General features: G+C 70.7%; 19 protein-coding genes. 9 read left to right on the top strand and 10 right to left on the bottom strand.

Going from position 1 to position 17,912, the window contains the following annotated elements; all coding sequences use genetic code 11:
- Positions 1 to 77 precede the first annotated feature (77 nt).
- The 3 genes from ABMY26_RS09770 to ABMY26_RS09780 are packed head-to-tail and all read right to left on the bottom strand — an operon-like array spanning position 78 to position 3,357.
- Positions 78 to 830, bottom strand: a complete 753-nt coding sequence (locus ABMY26_RS09770) for a formylmethanofuran dehydrogenase subunit C (RefSeq protein ID WP_372395498.1) — start codon at positions 828 to 830, stop codon at positions 78 to 80.
- Positions 827 to 1,525: a formylmethanofuran--tetrahydromethanopterin N-formyltransferase gene (gene fhcD / locus ABMY26_RS09775; protein ID WP_372395499.1), complete on the bottom strand. Its 699-nt coding sequence runs from the start codon at positions 1,523 to 1,525 to the stop codon at positions 827 to 829. Before fhcD ends, ABMY26_RS09770 begins: the two co-directional genes overlap by 4 nt.
- Positions 1,516 to 3,357, bottom strand: coding sequence for a formylmethanofuran dehydrogenase subunit A (locus ABMY26_RS09780; RefSeq protein WP_372395500.1), 1,842 nt, complete (start codon positions 3,355 to 3,357; stop codon positions 1,516 to 1,518). The genes fhcD and ABMY26_RS09780 overlap by 10 nt, the downstream gene beginning before the upstream one ends.
- On the opposite strand from ABMY26_RS09780, the gene ABMY26_RS09785 reads away from it, so the two are divergent.
- From ABMY26_RS09785 to ABMY26_RS09825, 9 genes are all read left to right on the top strand, one after another.
- Positions 3,340 to 3,792 carry a hypothetical protein gene (locus ABMY26_RS09785; RefSeq protein WP_372395501.1) on the top strand — a complete coding sequence of 151 codons (453 nt, stop codon included), beginning with the start codon at positions 3,340 to 3,342 and terminating at the stop codon, positions 3,790 to 3,792. The genes ABMY26_RS09780 and ABMY26_RS09785 overlap by 18 nt on opposite strands.
- Positions 3,774 to 5,867, top strand: coding sequence for a methenyltetrahydromethanopterin cyclohydrolase (mch, locus tag ABMY26_RS09790; RefSeq protein WP_372395502.1), 2,094 nt, complete (start codon positions 3,774 to 3,776; stop codon positions 5,865 to 5,867). Before ABMY26_RS09785 ends, mch begins: the two co-directional genes overlap by 19 nt.
- 100 nt (positions 5,868 to 5,967) lie before the next feature.
- Positions 5,968 to 6,801 (top strand): RimK family alpha-L-glutamate ligase, encoded by an 834-nt coding sequence (locus tag ABMY26_RS09795; protein ID WP_372395503.1) that lies wholly within the window; start codon positions 5,968 to 5,970, stop codon positions 6,799 to 6,801.
- Positions 6,798 to 7,874, top strand: a complete 1,077-nt coding sequence (locus ABMY26_RS09800; RefSeq protein ID WP_372395504.1) for a triphosphoribosyl-dephospho-CoA synthase — start codon at positions 6,798 to 6,800, stop codon at positions 7,872 to 7,874. The genes ABMY26_RS09795 and ABMY26_RS09800 overlap by 4 nt, the downstream gene beginning before the upstream one ends.
- A complete protein-coding gene (gene fae / locus ABMY26_RS09805) occupies positions 7,757 to 8,257 on the top strand; it encodes a formaldehyde-activating enzyme (RefSeq protein ID WP_372395940.1) in 501 nt (166 codons plus the stop codon). Before ABMY26_RS09800 ends, fae begins: the two co-directional genes overlap by 118 nt.
- Positions 8,258 to 8,486: 229 nt before the next feature.
- Positions 8,487 to 8,678: a hypothetical protein gene (locus ABMY26_RS09810; RefSeq protein WP_372395505.1), complete on the top strand. Its 192-nt coding sequence runs from the start codon at positions 8,487 to 8,489 to the stop codon at positions 8,676 to 8,678.
- Entirely contained in the window at positions 8,675 to 9,160 is a 486-nt protein-coding gene (locus ABMY26_RS09815) for an ATP-grasp domain-containing protein (protein ID WP_372395506.1), read from the top strand. The genes ABMY26_RS09810 and ABMY26_RS09815 overlap by 4 nt, the downstream gene beginning before the upstream one ends.
- Positions 9,153 to 10,187 (top strand): hydantoinase/oxoprolinase family protein, encoded by a 1,035-nt coding sequence (locus tag ABMY26_RS09820; protein ID WP_372395507.1) that lies wholly within the window; start codon positions 9,153 to 9,155, stop codon positions 10,185 to 10,187. The genes ABMY26_RS09815 and ABMY26_RS09820 overlap by 8 nt, the downstream gene beginning before the upstream one ends.
- Positions 10,188 to 10,197: 10 nt before the next feature.
- Positions 10,198 to 10,680, top strand: a complete 483-nt coding sequence (locus tag ABMY26_RS09825) for a GreA/GreB family elongation factor (RefSeq protein ID WP_372395508.1) — start codon at positions 10,198 to 10,200, stop codon at positions 10,678 to 10,680.
- Positions 10,681 to 10,688: 8 nt separating this feature from the next.
- Here ABMY26_RS09825 and ABMY26_RS09830 read toward each other — a convergent pair whose 3' ends face one another.
- The 7 genes from ABMY26_RS09830 to ABMY26_RS09860 form a co-directional block, all read right to left on the bottom strand.
- Positions 10,689 to 10,814, bottom strand: a complete 126-nt coding sequence (locus tag ABMY26_RS09830) for a hypothetical protein (RefSeq protein WP_372395509.1) — start codon at positions 10,812 to 10,814, stop codon at positions 10,689 to 10,691.
- A gap of 196 nt (positions 10,815 to 11,010) precedes the next feature.
- Entirely contained in the window at positions 11,011 to 11,607 is a 597-nt protein-coding gene (locus tag ABMY26_RS09835) for a GNAT family N-acetyltransferase (RefSeq protein ID WP_372395510.1), read from the bottom strand.
- Positions 11,608 to 11,711: 104 nt separating this feature from the next.
- Positions 11,712 to 12,596, bottom strand: coding sequence for an ABC transporter permease (locus ABMY26_RS09840; RefSeq protein ID WP_372395511.1), 885 nt, complete (start codon positions 12,594 to 12,596; stop codon positions 11,712 to 11,714).
- A gap of 3 nt (positions 12,597 to 12,599) precedes the next feature.
- Positions 12,600 to 13,883, bottom strand: coding sequence for a glycine betaine/L-proline ABC transporter ATP-binding protein ProV (gene proV / locus ABMY26_RS09845; RefSeq protein WP_372395512.1), 1,284 nt, complete (start codon positions 13,881 to 13,883; stop codon positions 12,600 to 12,602).
- Positions 13,884 to 13,947: 64 nt separating this feature from the next.
- Positions 13,948 to 14,760 carry an electron transfer flavoprotein subunit beta gene (locus ABMY26_RS09850; protein ID WP_372395513.1) on the bottom strand — a complete coding sequence of 271 codons (813 nt, stop codon included), beginning with the start codon at positions 14,758 to 14,760 and terminating at the stop codon, positions 13,948 to 13,950.
- Positions 14,753 to 15,982, bottom strand: coding sequence for an electron transfer flavoprotein subunit alpha/FixB family protein (locus tag ABMY26_RS09855; RefSeq protein ID WP_372395514.1), 1,230 nt, complete (start codon positions 15,980 to 15,982; stop codon positions 14,753 to 14,755). Before ABMY26_RS09855 ends, ABMY26_RS09850 begins: the two co-directional genes overlap by 8 nt.
- Positions 15,979 to 17,904: a (Fe-S)-binding protein gene (locus tag ABMY26_RS09860; protein ID WP_372395515.1), complete on the bottom strand. Its 1,926-nt coding sequence runs from the start codon at positions 17,902 to 17,904 to the stop codon at positions 15,979 to 15,981. The genes ABMY26_RS09855 and ABMY26_RS09860 overlap by 4 nt, the downstream gene beginning before the upstream one ends.
- Between the last annotated feature and the right edge of the window lie 8 nt (positions 17,905 to 17,912).

A 17,912-nucleotide genomic window follows, 5' to 3' on the forward strand; every position in this document is an offset into this window, starting at 1 on the left:
GAACGGCAGCCCATCCGGTGGGGTAGCCCCGCGTCCCCCTATGGATGCTGCCGGAAGAATTCGGGGGGCGGGAGCTTTCAAAGGCAGGCCAGCAACTCGCCGCGTCCGCCGAATCCGCGGTCGCCCAGCAAGCGGCGCACCCGTCCGGTCATGCCCCGGCAAGAAGACGGAACCCCGCCCAGTTCGGACAGGTGCTTGTCCAGGACCGACAGGAAAGGCAGCTGGTTGAGGCCGCAGTCTGCGAACCCCGGCAGCGGATCGATCTCACCGCGGAACAGGATGGTCCCGTTTCGCATGCCGTGGCCCGTGGCCGTCCCCGGTTTTCCGCCGATCGGCAGGCTGCCGGCATTCATGTGCAGTGCGGCGTAGCCGCCGGCATCGCCGCCGACGGCGATCAGTCCGCGGCGCATGCGTTCGCCGACGCGGTAGCCGCATCTGCCCTGGAGCAAGATCCGTCCGCCGGTCATCCCAGACCGCCCGCCGGGCAGGGCGCCACCCAACTCGTCGTCGGCATCGCCTTCGATGGTCAGGACGCCGCCGCTCATGCCGGTGCCGGCGCGGTGGCCGACCGGTCCGGCGACCTGGATGGCGCCGCCGGCCAGTCCCGCACCGACGAAGTCGAGCCGGTCGTCGCCCTCCAGTTCGATGGCGCCGCCGGGGCTTCCCGACAGATCGAACAGGTCGCCCACGGCGATGTGGCCGCGACCGAGCCGCAGCGGCAAGGCGGCGATCTCCGTCATGGTCAGCTCCGCCAGCCGGTGCGGCAGCAGGGGAGAGGCATCGACCCGGCCGGTCAGCGGGCCTTTCAGACGCAAGCACAGCACGCTCATGGCAGCAGCCCGTTAAGGTGGAAATGGTGACGGCCCAGCTTGCCGCCGTAATTGCCGGCGGTGACGCCCCAGATGCCGGAGCGGACGACCCCGCCGGGGAACGGCAGCACCACGTTGGGCACGGCACGCATGGCGTCCGCCGCCGCTTCCGCCGCCTCCAGCGCGGCCATCCGGGCATCGGCGAGGATCAGCAGATTGCCGCCGCCGACCGCAGGAACGCTCCGGCTCGATTCCTCGCACAGGAATTCGCCGTCCATCACCGGGATGCGCCAGTAACGCCGGCCGTCCAGCAGCTTCGACATCTGCTGCCCATCGCCGAAATAGCGCAGCTTCCGGCCCAGCGGGATCAGGTCCTCCCGGGCTCCGCGCGGTACGCCGGCGAAGCAGGCGGTGCCGGGACAGGTCAGGATGCACTGGCCGAGGCGGGTCTCCACCTGCTTTCCCAGCACGCTGCGCCCGATGGCGAAGAACAGCAGGGCGACGCCGGGACGCCCGTCCGGCGTCTCTTCCGGCGACAATTCCCGTTCGATCCCGGATTCGCAGCCGCAGGCGATGACCGAGGTGGCGAATCCCGTCGCCGCCATGCCGGCATGGCGTGCCCAGGCCAGGGTGTCGGCGGTCACGATCAGCCGGGTCGCCTTCATGTCGAAGGCCTCGGCATAGGTGTTCTCGATGTGGATGCCGTTCAGAAGCATGAGCCGGACGTCGTCAGGGCCGGAACGATGGACAGCCCGCCGCGGCCGTGGTCGAGGATCTCCGCGTCCGCGATGCGGAAGTTGCCGAGCCGCACGGTCTGGTGATCCTCGAACCATGGCTTCAGCCGCCGTTCGATGGCGGGATCGAACTCCGGCCGGACGACGATGGTGTCGCCCCAGCCGGTGGCGGTCAGCTGTCCGTTCCGCGCCACCGGCCGGCCGTTCTTGAACACCCACGCGGGGGCGGCGAACATCGCCTCGCGGTCGGGCAGGTCGTCATACACCACCACGTCGGCGACGGCGCCGGGGCGCAGATGGCCGCGGTCGCGCAGCCCCAGCACGCGGGCGGGGCCGGCGCGGGCCATGATGGCGATCTCCTCCAGCGTATATTCGCGGTCGATGGAGCCGAGCCGGCTGTGTGCAGCGGCATCGGGGTCGATCCGCGCCAGCTGGTCGTTGCGGAAGCTGCGGTCCATCAGCAGCCGGATCAGGTGCGGATAGCTGGTGAAGGGGCCGCCATTGGGATGGTCGGTGGTCAGATAGACCCACCAGGGATCCTCGATCAGCAGGAAAAGCTCCAGCCCGATCGCCCATTGCAGGGCGTTGACGAACGCCTTGTCGCGGTAGCGGAACGGCACCAGCCCACAGCCGCCGTCGCATTCGATGTCGGTGCACACCCATTTGCGCGGGCTGGCGAGGCTGCTGTTGCGGAACTGCGACATGATGTCGGCCGACGCGGTGATGGTCTGGCCGAAGACGATCTGGCCGACATCGACCGAGATGTTCGGGCTGCGGTTCACCGCTTCGGCGATCTCGGCGGCGGCCGAGGAGAAGCGGCGGTCGCCCTCCGTTCCGTAGCTGTGGAAATGCAGGTGGGTCAAATGGGCGGGCAGGCCGTCGAGCGCGGCGATGGTGTCGCGCGTCACCGATTCGTTGCCGGGGATTCCCGGATTGTTGCAGTGGATGTGCAGCGGATACGGCACCCCCAGGTCGGACAGCGCGGTGGCCAGTGTGGTCAGGATGCGGCGCGGCGTGATCCCGTAATGGGGATGTGCCTCGTCCAGCTCCAGGCGGCGCCGGTTGAACTTGAAGGCGCTGATGCCGCCGGGGTTCACCACCTTGACGCCGACCGCCTGGGTGGCGTGCAGGATCCAGGCGACATAGTCGTTGACCTCCGACTGCGTCGCCCCGGCGGCCAGCCGTTCCAGCAGGAAATCGTCGTTGCCGAGGACGGCGTAGCAGCCCTTATCGACGATCGGGACGTCGGCAAGCTCCAGATGGGTGTGGCGCGCGTTGGACGGCAGCATCGCCGGCTCGAAGGCCGCCGTGTAGCCCATCTCGGCATAGCGGTAGCCGGTGACGAAGCTGGACGGTGTGAACAGGCCGCTGCCGGAGCGGCGCAGCCCATCCGGGCCGCTGCCATGCTCGCGATGCTCCTCCGGAAGAAGCAGGCGGGCGAGGTTCACTTTGCCACCGCCGATGTGGCTGTGGATGTCGATGGCGCCGGCCATGACGATGCGGCCGTCGAGATCGACCACTTCCGCGATGCGGGCACCATCCGGAGGAGTCGCCGCGATGCGGCCGTCCTTCAGATGCAGGTCGCGTGTGGGCTCGCGGAGGGTGCCGCCGTCTGCGGTCCCGGGAGCCCCGGTCGGGTCGCAGACGCGGCCGCCGCTGCGGCGATGATCGCGAAGATCGAGGTCCAGCTTGAGAAGGCCGGGATGGGGCTCGCCGGGGCGCGGGTCGCGGTGTTCGGTGGCAAGGGGCCGGTCGGCGGTGTCGCGGCGGTGCTGGCGGCGCGCGCCGGAGCCTCCGTGCGGCTGGTCGGCCATGACGGTGCGGCGTCCGTCGCCGAGCGGGCGGAGTCCTACCATGCGCGGTTCGGCGTGACGCTGGGGGCGGTGGACGGTTCGACCGACGCGCGCAAAGCCGCCATCCTGGAGGAAATCGACGTGGTGATGGCGGCCGCCCGCGCCGGCGTGCGGGTGCTCAGCCGGGCGCAGATCGCCGCCGCTTCCTCGGTGCGGGTGGTGGCAGACGTCAATGCGGTGCCGCCGGCCGGCGTGGAGGGGGTGGATGCCTTCAGCGACGGTGTTTCCATCGACGGGACCGATGCGGTCGGCATCGGCGCACTCGCCATCGGAAACGTGAAGTTCAAGACCCAGCATGGCCTGTTCAAGGCGATGCGCGAGGCGACGAAGCCGGTCTATCTGTCATTCGACGACGCCTTCGCCCTGGCCCGCGCCCAATGCCGCAAAGCGGCCTGATCCTTGTCGCCGCACTGTCGGGCCGTGCCATCGCCCAGGCGGTTGCGCGCACAAGGGCCGCCGTGGCGACCCTGGACCAGTTCGGCGACGCTGACGTGCCGGTGCCAGCCCGCCGCGTGGCGGGCGATCCGGCCGCCGGATTCGACCCGGGTGCGCTGATCGCCGCCGGCCGTGCGCTGGCGCCGCCGGGCAGCGGCCTGATCGTCGGACCGGGATTCGAACAGGCGCCCGCCCTGCTGGCCGCCCTGATGCGGGCCGGTCCCTACCGCCTGCTCGGCAATGGGCCGGATGTGGTGCGGGCGGTCAAGGATCCGTCCGGTTTCGCCGCACGGCTGGCGACGCTGGGACTTGAGGAACTGGGCATCTCGCATCCGGAAATGCGGACGGAGGTTCCCGATGATGCAGGTCCGGAAGAGTGGCTGGTCAAGCGTGCGGGTGCGGCCGGGGGCGGGCATATCCTCCCCTGGGGCGGGGGGCCGCTGCCCGGTGGCCATTACCTGCAACGGCGGGCGCCAGGCCGGGCGGTGTCCGTCGCCTTCATCGCCGACCGCTCCGGCCGGTGCGAGCCGGTGGCGATCAGCCGTCAATGGGCCGATCCGGTGCCCGACGCGCCCTTTCGCTATGGTGGGGCGGTGCTGCCGGCGGCGATGCCGCAACCGTTGGCCGACCGCCTGGCGGAGGCGGCGCGGCGCATCGCAGCGGCCTTCGGGCTGGTCGGGCTGAACAGCCTCGACCTGCTGGTCGACTGGCAATCCCATGGGCAATCGCATGGGCAATCGGCGACGGTGCTGGAGGTCAACCCGCGTCCGGGCGCCACCCTCGACCTGCTCGAACGTCACCGGCTGGGCGGTGCGATGCGCGCCCATCTCGATGCGGCTTCCGGACGCCACTGGAGCCTGGGAGCACCACGTCCGGGCGTCATCGCCGGGGCGGTTGCCTACGCAGCCACCGCGCTGACGGTGCCGGTGGATTTCGCCTGGGCCCCCTGGTGCGCCGACCTGCCCCGCGCCGGCGGGACCATTGGAGAAGGACAGCCGCTGTGCAGCGTCACCGCCTGGGGCGGAGACGAGGCGGAGGCACGGCGCCGGTTGTCCAGCCGTCTCGAACGCATCGTCACGGACTGCGCGCGGCGGGCCGGCCTTGTGGAGAAAACCCGCCCTATGGAGAGCACCGGCGATGTCATCCCTTCCTTCAGTGTTAACCGGCTTGCCGCCACCCTGGTGCATGCGCTGGTGGCCGACGCCGCCATGCTGCGGATCGGGGTGGAGCAGCATCCGGCCGGCTGCACCGTGATCGATGCCGGCATCGGCCGGCCCGGCAGCCTGGAGGCCGGCCGCCGCATCGCCGAGATCTGCCTGGGCGGTGCCGCCGATCCGGTCCTGGCCTGCCTGGGCAGCCAATATGCCGGCTGGAGACTGACGGGCGAGAGGTTCTCGGCACTGGGCTCCGGCCCCGGCCGCGCCCTGGCGGTGAAGGAGCCGCTGTTCGCCGAACTTGGCTATCGCGACATGGCCGACCGCGCCGTTCTGGTGCTGGAGACGGACAAGCGGCCGCCGGCGTCCGTGGTGGAGAAGGTGGCGCGCGATTGCGGCGTGCCGGCCGAGCGCGTGACCCTGATCCTGACGCCGACCCGCAGTCCGGCCGGCATCGTCCAGATCGTCGCCCGCGTGCTGGAGGTGGGGCTGTACAAGCTGCACGCCCTGCATTTTCCGCTGGAGCGGGTGCGCGACGGCATCGGCTGTGCGCCGCTGCCGCCACCTGGCCGCGATTTCGTCCAGGCGATGGGCCGGACCAACGATGCCATCCTGTTCGGCGGCACCGTCCATCTGCTGGTCGACCGGCCGGACGACGACGCTGCCGATCTGGCGGCCCGCCTTCCCAGCTCGGCCTCCGCCGACTATGGCCGGCCCTTCGCCGACCTGTTCGCGGCGAGCGGCTGCGATTTCTTCAAGATCGACCCGATGCTGTTCAGCCCGGCCCGCGCGATCGTCACCGCCTTCGGGAGCGGCAGGAGCTTCAGTGCGGGAGCGCTCGCTCCGGCGCTGCTCGACCGCTCCTTCGGGATCGGCGGGTAGGGGGACCGGACGATGGGACGGAACCGCATCGCCAACTTCGTGGACGGCGCCGACTGGCACACCCGCCGCCTTCTCCCGGCGTGGCGCGAAGGCGGTTCCGGTGTCGCTCAGCGCCTGCGGCTTCGGTCCGGACGGGCCGGTGGTTCCGGGTTTCGATGGCCCGGGCTCTGATAGCGGATTGCCCGATGCCTGTCTGGTCCGCACCATCTCCGCCGGCAATTTCGAGCAGGTCACGCTGCGGCTGGGCGTGCTGCGTGCGCTGGCCCATTGCGGGGTGAGGGTGGCCAATAGCCCCGCGGCCATCGAACGCTGCGTCGACAAGAGCGCCAACGCCTTCCGGCTGGCCGCCGCCGGGGTGCCGACCCCGCGGACCTGGACCGTCGCCGATCCCATCCAGGCGGCATCCATCCTGGCCGTCCTCCATGACGAGGGACGGACCGCGGTGCTGAAGCCGCTGTTCGGATCGCAGGGCAAGGGGCTGCGCCGGCTCGACCCCGGCATGACTCTGCCCGGCCCGGACGAGGTCGCCGGCGTCTACCATTTGCAGGAGTATGTCGGTGCCGCGCATGGCGGCTGGTTCGATTGGCGCGTCTTCGTGGTGGACGGGCGTCCGCTGGCCGCCATGGTCCGTCAGGGCGACCATTGGATCACCAACGTCAAGCAGGGTGCGCGCTGCCATCCGGCCAGTCCGTCGGGCGTGTTGGGCGAGCTTGCGCTGGCCGCCGCCGCCGCCGTCGGCGCCGACTATGCCGGGGTGGACGTGATCCGCGCGCCCGACGGTCGGTTCCTGGTGCTGGAGGTCAACAGCATGCCGGCTTGGCGCGGTCTCCAGGCGGTGACGCCGGTGGATGTGGCGCAGGCATTGGCGGATCTGGTTCTGGCCCGGCTGGCCTCCGCTTCGCCTGCATCGTTTGAAGCGCGGAGGGCCGGATGAGCGCCCCGTTGCCGACGCCTGGACATCATTGCCGGGCCCTGGTGGAGGAGGCGGTGTTCACCGCATGCCGGCTCGAGTTGATGGCGCTGAAGCCCGGCAACGTCCACGTCCACGCCGAAGGCCACGGAATGAGCGTGACGCAGTTCCTGGACAGCGCCGCCGCCATCGCCCCGATTCTCGCCACGCCCAACCAACCGGTGGGGGAAGCGATCCTGCGCGCCGTCGAGGCGACGCGGGAAGTGGCCGGCTGCAACACCAATCTCGGGATCGTGCTGCTGCTGGCACCGCTCGCGGCTGCGGCTCTGTGCCGAGACAAGGGCGAACCGTTGCGGCTGAGGCTGGCGCAGGTGCTCGACGGGCTGGGCGTCGCCGACGCCGGCGGCGCCTTTGCTGCCATCCGCCTGGCGCTGCCTGCCGGGCTGGGGGAGGCCCCGCAGCATGACGTCGCCGAGGCCCCCCGTATCGACCTGCGGGCGGCCATGGCGGCGGCGTCCGACCGCGACCTGATCGCGCGGCAATATGCCAGCGCCTTCGCCGACGTCTTCACCTTCGGCGTGGCCCGCGGCCGCTTGGCCATGCGTCGTGGCGCCAGCGCTGCGGAGGCGGCCAGCGCCATCCATCTGGGCTTCATGGCGCTGCACCCCGACACCCACATCGCCCGCAAGCATGGCGCGGCGGTGGCGGAACGGGTGCGGGATCGGGCCTTCCGGCTGGAGCGGCGCCTTGCCGTCGGTTCCGCCTTTGGCGGCCATTCGGGAGCGGCCCGCCGGCTTCTTGCCTTCGACCGTGCGCTGAAGCGCCGCGGCCTCAATCCGGGCACGTCCGCCGATCTGACGGTGGCCTGCCTGTTCGTGCTTCGGCTGGCCGGCGAGTTGCCTGCCGGACCGTGGCCGCCGGACGACGGCCGGCGGAACTTCATCAAACCAACCACCGCAAGGGACGCGCAATGCCTAAGATCGACAAGGTTCTGGTCGGCGAAGCTCTGGTGGGCGACGGCAACGAGGTCGCCCACATCGATCTCATCGTCGGTCCGCGCGGCAGCGCCGCCGAGACCGCCTTCTGCCAGACCCTGACCAACCAGAAGGAAGGCGTGAACGGCCTGCTGGCCGTGCTGGCGCCGAACCTGATGGTCAAGCCCTCCACCGTCATGTTCAACAAGGTGACGATCAAGAACGCCAAGCAGGCCGTGCAGATGTTCGGCCCGGCCCAGCGCGCCGTCGCCCTGGCGGTCGCCGAATGCGTCGAGGACGGCACCATCCCGGCCGACGAGGCCGACGACCTTTTCATCTCCGTCGGCGTCTTCATCCACTGGCAGGCGGAAGACGACCGCAAGATCCAGGACTACAACCATGAGGCGACCAAGCTGGCACTCAAGCGCGCGGTGGCCGGCAGCCCGACCGCCCAGGAGATGCTGGACGGCAAGGCCGCCGCGGTTCACCCGTTCGCCGCCGCCTGATCGGACGCCGCCTGATCGGACCCTCGCCCGACCCGGCCCGATCCAGTGTCATGGCGATCGCCCGTGAGGGCCAGCGGGCCTGCAGCGCGGCGACGATGGGGCGAGTGTGGCCGCCGCCGCGGATCGAGTCGAGGTCGGCGCGCGTTCGATGGGGCGGTAGCGGTCGCGCTCCCCCTGCTTGGCATGAACCACCTGCCCGCCCAGCGGGTCGATGACGGGAACGATGTCCATGGCGAACAGTCTTCGTCGGGTTCTTGTCTGCGAGTATGTCACCGGCGGCGCGCTGTGCAACGGGCCGCTTCCGGCCGACCTGATGGCGGAAGCCGACGCGATGGTCGCGGCGCTGGTCGGCACGGCATTGCGGCCATTCCCACGGTTCCCCTCGGCGCTCCGCCGCCGCCCGCCGCCCGCCATGTGGTGAAGCCGGACGATGGCGCCGGCTGCCTCGATACCTTCATCGTCGACGATGTTGCCGCCTGGATGCCGCCGCATGCCGGCCGCTGGATCGTCCAGCCGCTGGTCGACGGCGAGGCGTGCAGCCTGTCCATGCTGGTCGACGATGCCGCCGGGGTACGGCTGCTCGGCTGCAACCGTCAGAAGGTGGAGCGAGGGAATGGGAAGTTCTCCTTCCATGGCGTGGAGGTCGGGGCGATGGACCACCGCCGTTCCGCCTGGGAGCCGCTGGCCCGTGCCGTTGCCGCCGCGATGCCGGGCCTGCGCGGCTATGTCGCCGTCGACCTCATCGACCGGCCGGACGGCCCGGTGGCGGTGGAGGTGAACCCGCGCCTGTCCGTCGGCTATTCCGGGCTGTCGCGGGTACTGGGCTGGAACCCGGCGGGCCATATCCTGGATCTGTTCCACACCGGATCGGCCGACACCGGCCGGGAGGATGCGAATGTCTGACACCTTTGGATCGACCGTGGTTGGCTGGGACATCGGCGGCGCCCACTTGAAGGCAGCCTGGGCGGCGAACGGCCGGCTATGCGATGCGGTGCAGGTGCCTTGCCGGCTTTGGCAAGGGTTGGCGGAACTCGACACCGCACTCTCCGCGGTGCTGGAGCGCCTGCCGGCCGACGCCGACCATGTGGTGACGATGACCGGCGAGCTGGTCGACCTGTTCGAGGACCGTGCCCAGGGCGTGCACACGCTGATCGACCGCATGGGCGCGGCATTGCCGAAGGGGCGGCTGCGTGTCTATGCCGGCCGCCGCGGGCTGCTGTCACCTGTGGAAGCGCGTGGCCGGGTGATGGACGTGGCCTCGGCCAACTGGATGGCGACCGCCGCCGTGCTTGCCCGGCGCCTGCCGGCGGCGCTGCTGGTGGACATGGGCAGCACCACCACGGACATCGTGCCGGTACGGGATGGCGCCGTGGTGGCGCGCGGCGTCACCGATCATGAACGCATGGCGGTGGAGGAACTGCTTTATACAGGCCTGACCCGCACGGCGGTGATGGCGATGGAGCGCACCGCGCTGGTCGCCGGCGAGCGATTGCCGATGATGGCCGAATATTTCGCCACCAGTGCCGACCTCTTCCGCGTGCTCGGCCGGCTCGACGAGGCCGCCGACCAGCACCCCGCCGCCGACAACGGGGCGAAGACGGTCGAGGCCAGCCTGCGCCGTCTTGCGCGCATGGTCGGGCATGACGCCGGCGACTACGAGCCGGCGGTCTGGCGGGCGATGGCCGGAGATCTGACCGAACGCCAGTTGCGCCGCATCCACGATGCCGCCTCGCGGGTGCTGTCGGCCGGAACGCCGCCCCTGCCGGTGGACGCGCCCGTGGTCGGGGCCGGCGTCGGGCGTGCCGTCGTGAAGGAGGTGGCTGCCCGGCTGGCCCGCCCCTACCGGGATTTCTGCGATGTGGTCGGTGCCCACGGTCAGGGCTGGGTCGCCAGTTGCGCCCCAGCGGCGGCCATGGCGCTGCTCGGCTGAGGGCCCCGGGATGAGCCGTGCCTTCGTCAAGGAAAGCGATGCCGAAACCGAGGGGCCGCTGCCGCAGGTCGCCGGCCGCCTGCATGTGTCAGCCGCCACCGTCGCCGCCTGGCAGGAGGAGCTTGCCGCGGCCGATGCGGAGGTTGCGAGACTTCGGGGCTCCGATGCGCCGGAGGACCGGCAGGCCATGAGCAGCGCCAAGCGGCGGGTCGACCTGTTCCGCGCCCGTCTGGTCGCCGCGGTGGTGATGCGCCCGGCCGGTTCGGCGGAGGAGGCCGGCTTCGGCTCCGTCATCGTCGCCGAGGATGAGGGCGGGCGCCGGTGGACATTCACGCTTGTGGGTGGGGAGGAGGTCGATCCCGCTGCCGGCCGGATCAGTTGGCAATCTCCGCTGGGCGAGGCGCTGATGGGCGGACGGGCCGGCGACGTGGTTGAATGGCCGCGCCGGAACGGCCCCCTGTCGCTCACCCTTCGTTCGGTGTCGGCGTCCTGACCCCCGGCTCAGCCGCCATCCAGCGCGCGCAGAAGCGGGCTGATCTTCACCGTCATCTCGTCATGCTCATGGCCGGGATCGGAATCGGCGACGATTCCTCCGCCGGCCTGGGCGACGACGCGGTCCGGCGTCAACGGCCACGATGCTCCACCGGCCCCGGCCGCCGGCCTCCTCGGCACTGTGCAGCAGGGTGGCGAAAGGCTGGCCGGACCAGGGTGCGAAAGCGGCGGCCGGATCGCGGTAGGGGATTTCGCGGATCAGCAGCGGGCAATCGCCGCCCGCATTCTCCCCGGCCGGAAGGTCGAAGACAAGGCCGTCCTGCGGCATGCGTCACGCTCCGATGCTCGGGATGATGGGCTTGACCCAGAAGCGAAGGGGTTTGGCGGTCTCCTCGCGGTCGAAGGCGTCGCACCAGGACAGGGTGCCTCCGATTTCCGGCTCCAGCCGATAGCCCAGCCGCCGCCACGCGGCATCGGGCGTCCGGTACGATTTGGGACGGCGGAGGTGGTCGGTGGCCCGCACGATCTCGCCGAAGGCGGCGGTCGCGAAGCGGCCGGCTTCGCGTATATGGAATTCGCCGATCTCGAGCAGGGCGGTGCCCACGCCCCGCCCGCGATGGGAGGGCAGCACCACCACCTCGCCGAAAAAGAAAATCGAGCGTGGATCGCGGCCCGCATGGGCGAAGGGGTCGCGCAAGGCGTCCAGTTCCTGGTCGAGCGGTGCGCCGGTGGCGGCCGCGACCATGCGGTTGCGGTCGAAGGCGGCCAGGATGAGCCCGTCCGGCAGGCTGCCCAACCCCGACAGATAGCGTTCTTCGTACGCGGCCGATCCGGAATAGAGAAACGGAAACTCGCCCAGCACCGTCAGACGCAGGGCAGCCAGCTCCTCCAGCCGCTCTGCAAGGACGGCTCCCGTCAGCCGCTCCACCCGATAATCGCTCCGCTCATCGCCCGGCAAACGCCGCCCCTGAGGTGGCGCGGCCCGCCCTGGAAGAGCGGTGGCGACACCCTCTTCCGGGAGTGCCCCCGCGCTCACCGTGCCGGCACCGGCAGGAATCGCCGCAGGAACGCAAAGCGTGCCGGGCGCGGAGCGGCGGCGGTCCGGCCGAAGCTCTGGGTGATGCGGTCGAGAATGATCGCCAGCAGCACGACGCTGAGCCCGCTCTCGAAGCCAAGCGCGATGTCCAGGCGCTGGATGCCCTGCAGCACCACGTTGCCCAGGCCGCCGGCGCCGATCATGGAGGCGATGACGATCATCGACAGCGCCATCATCATGGTCTGGTTCACCCCGGCCATGATCGAGGGCAGGGCGTTCGGCAACTGCACCTTGAACAGAAGCTGACGGTCATGGCAGCCGAATGCCTTGCCGGCCTCCACGATCTCGGCCGGCACCTGCTGGATGCCGAGTGCCGTCAGGCGCACGGCCGGCGGCATGGCGAAGATCACGGTGGCGAGGATGCCCGGCACCCGGCCCAGGCCGAAGAACATAACGGCCGGGATCAGGTAGACGAAGGCCGGCATCGTCTGCATGAAGTCCAGCGAGGTGCGGACGATGCTTTCGACCACACGGTTGCGCGCCATCCAGACGCCCAGAGGCACTCCCACCAGCAGGCAGAGCAGGGTGGAGGTCAAGACCAGGCCCAGGGTGGAGGCGGTCTCCGTCCACAGCCCCATGCCGGCGATCAGCAGGAGCGACGCGACCGTGAAGATCGCGAAGCCGGCGCCGACGCGCCAAAGCGACGTCGCGACGATCAGCCCGATCAGCAGCCAGGCGGGCGCCCCGACCAGCACGAAGTCGATGGCACCGCCGAAGCCGTTCACCACCATCGCAATCGCGTCGAAGGTCGACTGGAAATGGTCGAGCATGAAACCGACCAGTTCCTCGACCCATTTGCCGATTCTGATTTCGAAGTCCATCGGTCAATCTCCCCGAACCAAAGTGTGGAGCATGAGCGCGCGTGAGATGGCGCCGAGGAAGTTGCGGTCGTCATCGACGACGGGCACCGGCCATTCGGTGTCGGCGACGAGGGCGAGCAGGGCGTGGACGGGCGTCGCGGCGTTGACCGTGCGGACGTCGGGCAGGAAGGCGTTGACGAAGCGGGGCTGCGGCCCTCTCAGCTCGCGCTCCAGCGTCGCCTGCGAGACGATGCCTTCGAAATGGCCGTCCTGGGTGCGGACATAGCCGAAGCCGTGGTGATTCTCGCGCAACTGGTGCAGGGCGGGGGCCAGTTCGCCGGGCAGGCGGATGACGGTGTTGGTCGCTTCGAAGCGCGCCACATCGCCGGCGCGCAGCACCTTCGAGGCATCGACGTTGCGGAAGAAGGAGCGGACATAGTCGTCGGCCGGGCGGCTGAGAATCTCGTACGGCGTACCGATCTGCACGATGCGTCCGCCTTCCATGATGGCGATGCGGTCGCCGATGCGCATCGCCTCGTCCAGGTCGTGGGAGATGAAGACGATGGTGCGCTGGTGCTCGCGCTGCAGGCGCAGCAGTTCGTCCTGCATCTCGGTGCGGATCAGCGGGTCGAGGGCGGAGAACGCCTCGTCCATCAGCAGGATGGTCGGGTCGTTGGCCAGTGCCCGGGCGAGGCCGACGCGCTGCTGCATGCCGCCCGACATCTCGCGCGGGTAGCGATGGGCGTAGGCGCCGAGCCCGACCTGCTCCAGTGCGCGCTGTGCGGCCTTGTGGCGCTCCGCCTTCGACGTGCCGGAGATCTCCAGGCCGAAGGCGGCGTTGTCCAGCGCGCTCAGATGCGGCATCAGGGCGAAGGATTGGAAGACCATGCCCATGTTGCGGCGGCGGGCCTGGATCAGCTCGGCGTTGGACATGCTGACGAGATCCTTGCCGTCGAGCAGGATTTCGCCGCTGCTGGGCTCGATCAGCCGGTTCAGCAGCCGGATCATGGTGGATTTGCCGGATCCCGACAGTCCCATGATGACGAAGATCTCGCCGGCGCGGACCTGGAAGCTGGCGTCCAGCACCCCGACATTGACGTTCAGCTTTTCCAGAACCTCCGCCTTGCTGGCGCCCTTGCGCAGCATCGACAGCGCGGGTTTCGGGTCGGCGGAGAAGATTTTGCAGACGTTCCGCACCTCGAGGCGGATCGCCGCGTCGTCCCCGGCGCTCCTCCTGGCGGCTCCGCGGGGAAAGCCCAGGCTGGCTGGGCCGCCGGCCGAAACCGCGCTTCGCATCATCGTATTCATCGACAGGCCTCCCCTGGCTTCGCGACAGCGTGACCCGTGGCTCCGGGAGGATCGTTGTGCATGTTCATGGAAGCATTCCCTGTTCGACAAGGCTGTCGTAGATGGCCAGCGCTCCCGCTTCGGCTGACGGGTTGACCAGCAGTTGGCCTTTTCCGCTCTTGCCCTCGGTCGCCGCCTTCAACCGGTCCAGGGCCGAGCCGCCGCGCTTCATGCGTATAAGCTTGGGCTTTGGGCGCCATGGCCGATGCTTGCAGTCCGGCAGGAAGAGATCGGCGGCCGCCTGGACCGCCAGCGGCTCGATGACGCCCCGCCGGGCCGGCCCGAAGGCGGACGGGCGGGCGGGCGGGGCGGAGGGATGGACGGTCGCCACGAAGCGGCCGGTGACGGTCAGCGCCCGCCGCTGTCCGCGCGGCAGCGCCTGGACGAGGTCCGCCGAGCCCGGCATGAAGTCCGGCGCCTCGGCAGGGCCGATCCGCACCACATCGGGAACGACCGCGGCATCGAGGCCACGGGCGATCAGGTAAGGCAGCATGCCGCTGCCCTCGCCGTCCTCGGCCTGCCGTCCGGTCAGGACCAGCGACGGGGCCAGGTGGCGCAGATGGGCGATCAGCGGTTCGACCGGATCGCTTCCCTCTGGCAGGACCAGCAGCGTCAGCCGCTCCAGCCCCATGCCGAGATAGGCCCGCAGTGCCTCGCCGTCGGCGGCCGGTCCGGCATGGATCGCGGTCAGCCGCCGCGGTCGCAGCGCCAGCGCCATGTCCAAAGCCTGCGCATCGGTGGCGGCGCGGCGGGCGCGGCGGGAGACGGGATGGCGGCCGATGGACAGCAGGACGGCGACGTCAGGCATGGCCATGTCAGTCGTGGAGACATCAGCCATGGCGGCGCTCCCGGATGAGCCGGATCAGGGCGGGCATGACGGCCTGGGCATCGGCGACGATGGACAGGTCGGCGCGCTTGATCATCTCGGCGTGGAGGTCGGTGTTGACGGCGATCACATGCCGGACGGCGGTGATGCCCTGGAGATGCTGCGGCGCCCCGGCGATGCCGAAGGCAAGGTAGCAGCGGGCGCCGACCACCGTGCCGGAGGCGCCGACCTGCCGTTCGCGCGGCAGATGGCCGGCGTCGCAGACCACGCGGCTGCCGGCGCGGGTGGCGCCCAGCGCCTCGCCCAGCTCGACGAAGCTCTGCCAGTCGGTCACGCCGTTGCCGGCGCTGAGGATGAAGTCGGTTTCCGACAGCGACAGGGCGTCGGGATCGACCGCCAGCCGCCGGGCGCCGCCCAGGCGGGGCAGGATCTCCTCCCCGGCCATGACCGGGGTGGCAAGGTCGAGCGGCCGGGCTTCGTGCCGGACGCCGTCGAGCGGGGCGAAGGTGTCCGCCGCCACCGTCATCAACCGGGTGGGGCGGTATCCGGTCTCCAGCGTCCCGCCGGCCGACTGGCGGGTTGCCCGGTCGGGCCCGAGGCTCTGCACGCCGGCGAACAGCCGCTCTCCCGTCGCCGCCGCGACCCGCCGCGCGACGTCGCCTCCATCCGGGCTGTCCGGGAACAGGATGTGGCGGGGAGACAGGGCCCCCATCAGCGCCGAAGCGGCGACGGCGCGCCGTTCCGGCACGTAATCGTCGGCCCAGCCGTCGGGTAGCGAAACATGGCGGTCGGACCCGGACTCCGCCAGCACTTCGCCCGATCCGGTGGAGACGGTCACCACCGCCCCGCCTCCGGCGTCTGCCAGCAGGCGGGCGGCGGCGATGACCTGCCTGTCATGCTCGCTGACCTCGCCGCCGGGGCGGTCGAGCATGGCGAGGACCAGATAGGCCGGCTCGGCGATCACCTGCAGCGGGATCGCGGGTGCCGTGGCGACGGCAATGCCGACCGCCGCGGCGGTTCCGGCCGAGGCGGCGTCGCGCGCCCAGTCGTAGCGCGGGCGCGGCTGACGCTGGACCAGGGCCGCGTCGCGGATGGCGCGGGGGTCGCGGCGGCGCTCGTTGGTCGTTGCGGCGACCGCCTGGCGCAGCAGGCGCGGGCGCGGACCGGTCAGGATCGTGCGGGCGGCACGTTCGGCCCGGGGATCGACGCGGCGGCGGATTGGATGGCTGGTCATCGGGCGGTTTCCGTCGCGGCGAGCACCAGCTCGGCGATCTCCGCCACGTCCGGCCGGGGACCGACGACGCCTTCCAGCATCAGGGCGCAGTTGGGGCAGGCGACGGCGACCATCGAGGCGCCGGTTTCCCGGACATGCTCCATGCGGACGTCGGGAATGCGGCGTTCGCCCGACACGTCGGTCAGCGGGGTGCCACCGCCGCCGCCGCAACAGCTCGACCGCAGGCCGGACCGCGGCATCTCCCGCCGCTCCAGCCCGATGGCGTCCAGCAGGGCGCGCGGCGCCTCGATCTCGCCGTTGTAGCGGCCGAGATAGCAGGGATCGTGGAAGGTGACGCTGCGCCCGAGCGGTTTGGTCACGGGCAGCGCGCCGCCGGCGATCAGCTCCAGCAGCAGGGCTGTGTGATGGACGACGGTCCATCTGCCGCCGAAAGCCGGATATTCGTTGCGCAGCGTGTGCAGCGCGTGGGGATCGGCGGTGACGATGCGGGTGAAACGGCGGGCGTTCAACGTCGCCACGTTGCGGGTGGCCAGCGACTGGAAGGTTGCTTCGTCGCCGAGCCGCCGGGCGACATCGCCGCAGTCCAGCTCCTCGTCACCCAGAACGGCGAAGTCCACCCCGGCGCGGCGCAGCAGCAGGACGAGCGCCCGTAGCGAGCGCTGGACCCGCAGGTCGAAGGCGCCGTCGCCGACCCAGAGCAGCATGTCGCAGGAACCGCCGGCCGGCAGCCGGGGCAGCGGCAGGCCGGCCGCCCAGTCCCAGCGCCGGGCGAGCGCACGGCCGCCGGGATTGTCGGTGGCGCGCAGCTCCTCCAGCATGACGGCGGCCTTGGCCGGAGTGGCGCCCAGTTCCAGCGTCTGGAAGCGGCGGAGATCGACGACGGCGTCCACATGCTCGATCATCATCGGGCATTCCTGCACGCAGGCACGGCAGGTGGTGCAGGACCACAGCGTATCGGGATGGATCATCGCATCCGGCCCGATCAGCGGCAGCGCCGCCCCGCCATGGGCCTTGCCCACGCCGCGGCCGGGATGGGGGTTGCCGGCATAGGCGGCGTCGCTGGCCTGCCCGTCCATGGCGGCGACCAGATCCTGCACCAGCTTCTTCGGGTTCAGCGGCAAGCCGGCGGCATAGGCCGGGCAGGCCGTCTCACAGCGCCCGCACTGGACGCAGGCATCGAAGCCGAGCAGCCGGTTCCAGGCGAAATCGACGGGGCGCTCCACGCCCAGCGCGCCCGGCTCGACGGTGCCGACATCCTCCCGCGGAGCGAGCGGCAACGGCTTCAGCCCGGTGTCGCGTCCCCGGCCGTCGTGGAAGCGGGCCGGGCGCGGATGAAAGGCCAGATGCAGTGCTCCATGCACCGCGTGCTTCAGCGGCCCCTTCCGCACGCCCCACACCAGATCGGCCATCGCCAGCCCGGCAAGCGCGATCAGGACCAGGGCCGGAGCCTCCGGCATCACCCCGCCCAGCGACTGGTCGAGAGCCACCGCCAGCAGGCAGCCGGAGAATCCCAGAAGCGACAGGGGAAGGCGGGCGAAGCGCCCCTGCGACAGCTCGCGCGGGCGCAGCACCCGGCGGCGATGCCAGACCATCAGGGATCCGGCCAGCATCGCCGCCAGAACAACGGCCAGCAACAGCCAGAGGATGCGCGATCCGCCGAAGGCGATACCCATGGCGACCAGCAGCACAAGAGCCGTGAGGAAGCCGCCAGCGACCAGGGCGTGGAAGCGGGCGTTGAACGGCGTCCGCCCCACCACATGGTGGACATCGACCAGATAGCGGCCCGGCAGGGCGCGCAGCCCGGCGACCATGCCGACCGTCGCCGGCCGGCCGGCCAGCCAACGCCGCGACTGCCAGGCGGCCAATGCCGCGCCGATGGCGAGGACGGCAAGGACGACGGTGGTTAGAGCGGTGGCGATCACGTCGGACG

Source organism: Azospirillum sp. HJ39, from assembly GCF_041507355.1.
GTDB classification, from domain to species: domain Bacteria; phylum Pseudomonadota; class Alphaproteobacteria; order Azospirillales; family Azospirillaceae; genus Azospirillum; species Azospirillum thiophilum.

Coding starts and splice junctions, on each gene's coding strand:
- ABMY26_RS09770 (WP_372395498.1), bottom strand. CDS start 830: ATGAGCGTGCTGTGCTTGCGTCTGAAAGGCCCGCTGACCGGCCGGGTC.
- fhcD (WP_372395499.1), bottom strand. CDS start 1,525: ATGCTTCTGAACGGCATCCACATCGAGAACACCTATGCCGAGGCCTTC.
- ABMY26_RS09780 (WP_372395500.1), bottom strand. CDS start 3,357: ATGGCCGACCAGCCGCACGGAGGCTCCGGCGCGCGCCGCCAGCACCGC.
- mch (WP_372395502.1), top strand. CDS start 3,774: ATGCCGCAAAGCGGCCTGATCCTTGTCGCCGCACTGTCGGGCCGTGCC.
- ABMY26_RS09800 (WP_372395504.1), top strand. CDS start 6,798: ATGAGCGCCCCGTTGCCGACGCCTGGACATCATTGCCGGGCCCTGGTG.
- ABMY26_RS09810 (WP_372395505.1), top strand. CDS start 8,487: ATGGCGAACAGTCTTCGTCGGGTTCTTGTCTGCGAGTATGTCACCGGC.
- ABMY26_RS09820 (WP_372395507.1), top strand. CDS start 9,153: ATGTCTGACACCTTTGGATCGACCGTGGTTGGCTGGGACATCGGCGGC.
- ABMY26_RS09825 (WP_372395508.1), top strand. CDS start 10,198: ATGAGCCGTGCCTTCGTCAAGGAAAGCGATGCCGAAACCGAGGGGCCG.
- ABMY26_RS09840 (WP_372395511.1), bottom strand. CDS start 12,596: ATGGACTTCGAAATCAGAATCGGCAAATGGGTCGAGGAACTGGTCGGT.
- proV (WP_372395512.1), bottom strand. CDS start 13,883: ATGAATACGATGATGCGAAGCGCGGTTTCGGCCGGCGGCCCAGCCAGC.
- ABMY26_RS09850 (WP_372395513.1), bottom strand. CDS start 14,760: ATGGCTGATGTCTCCACGACTGACATGGCCATGCCTGACGTCGCCGTC.
- ABMY26_RS09855 (WP_372395514.1), bottom strand. CDS start 15,982: ATGACCAGCCATCCAATCCGCCGCCGCGTCGATCCCCGGGCCGAACGT.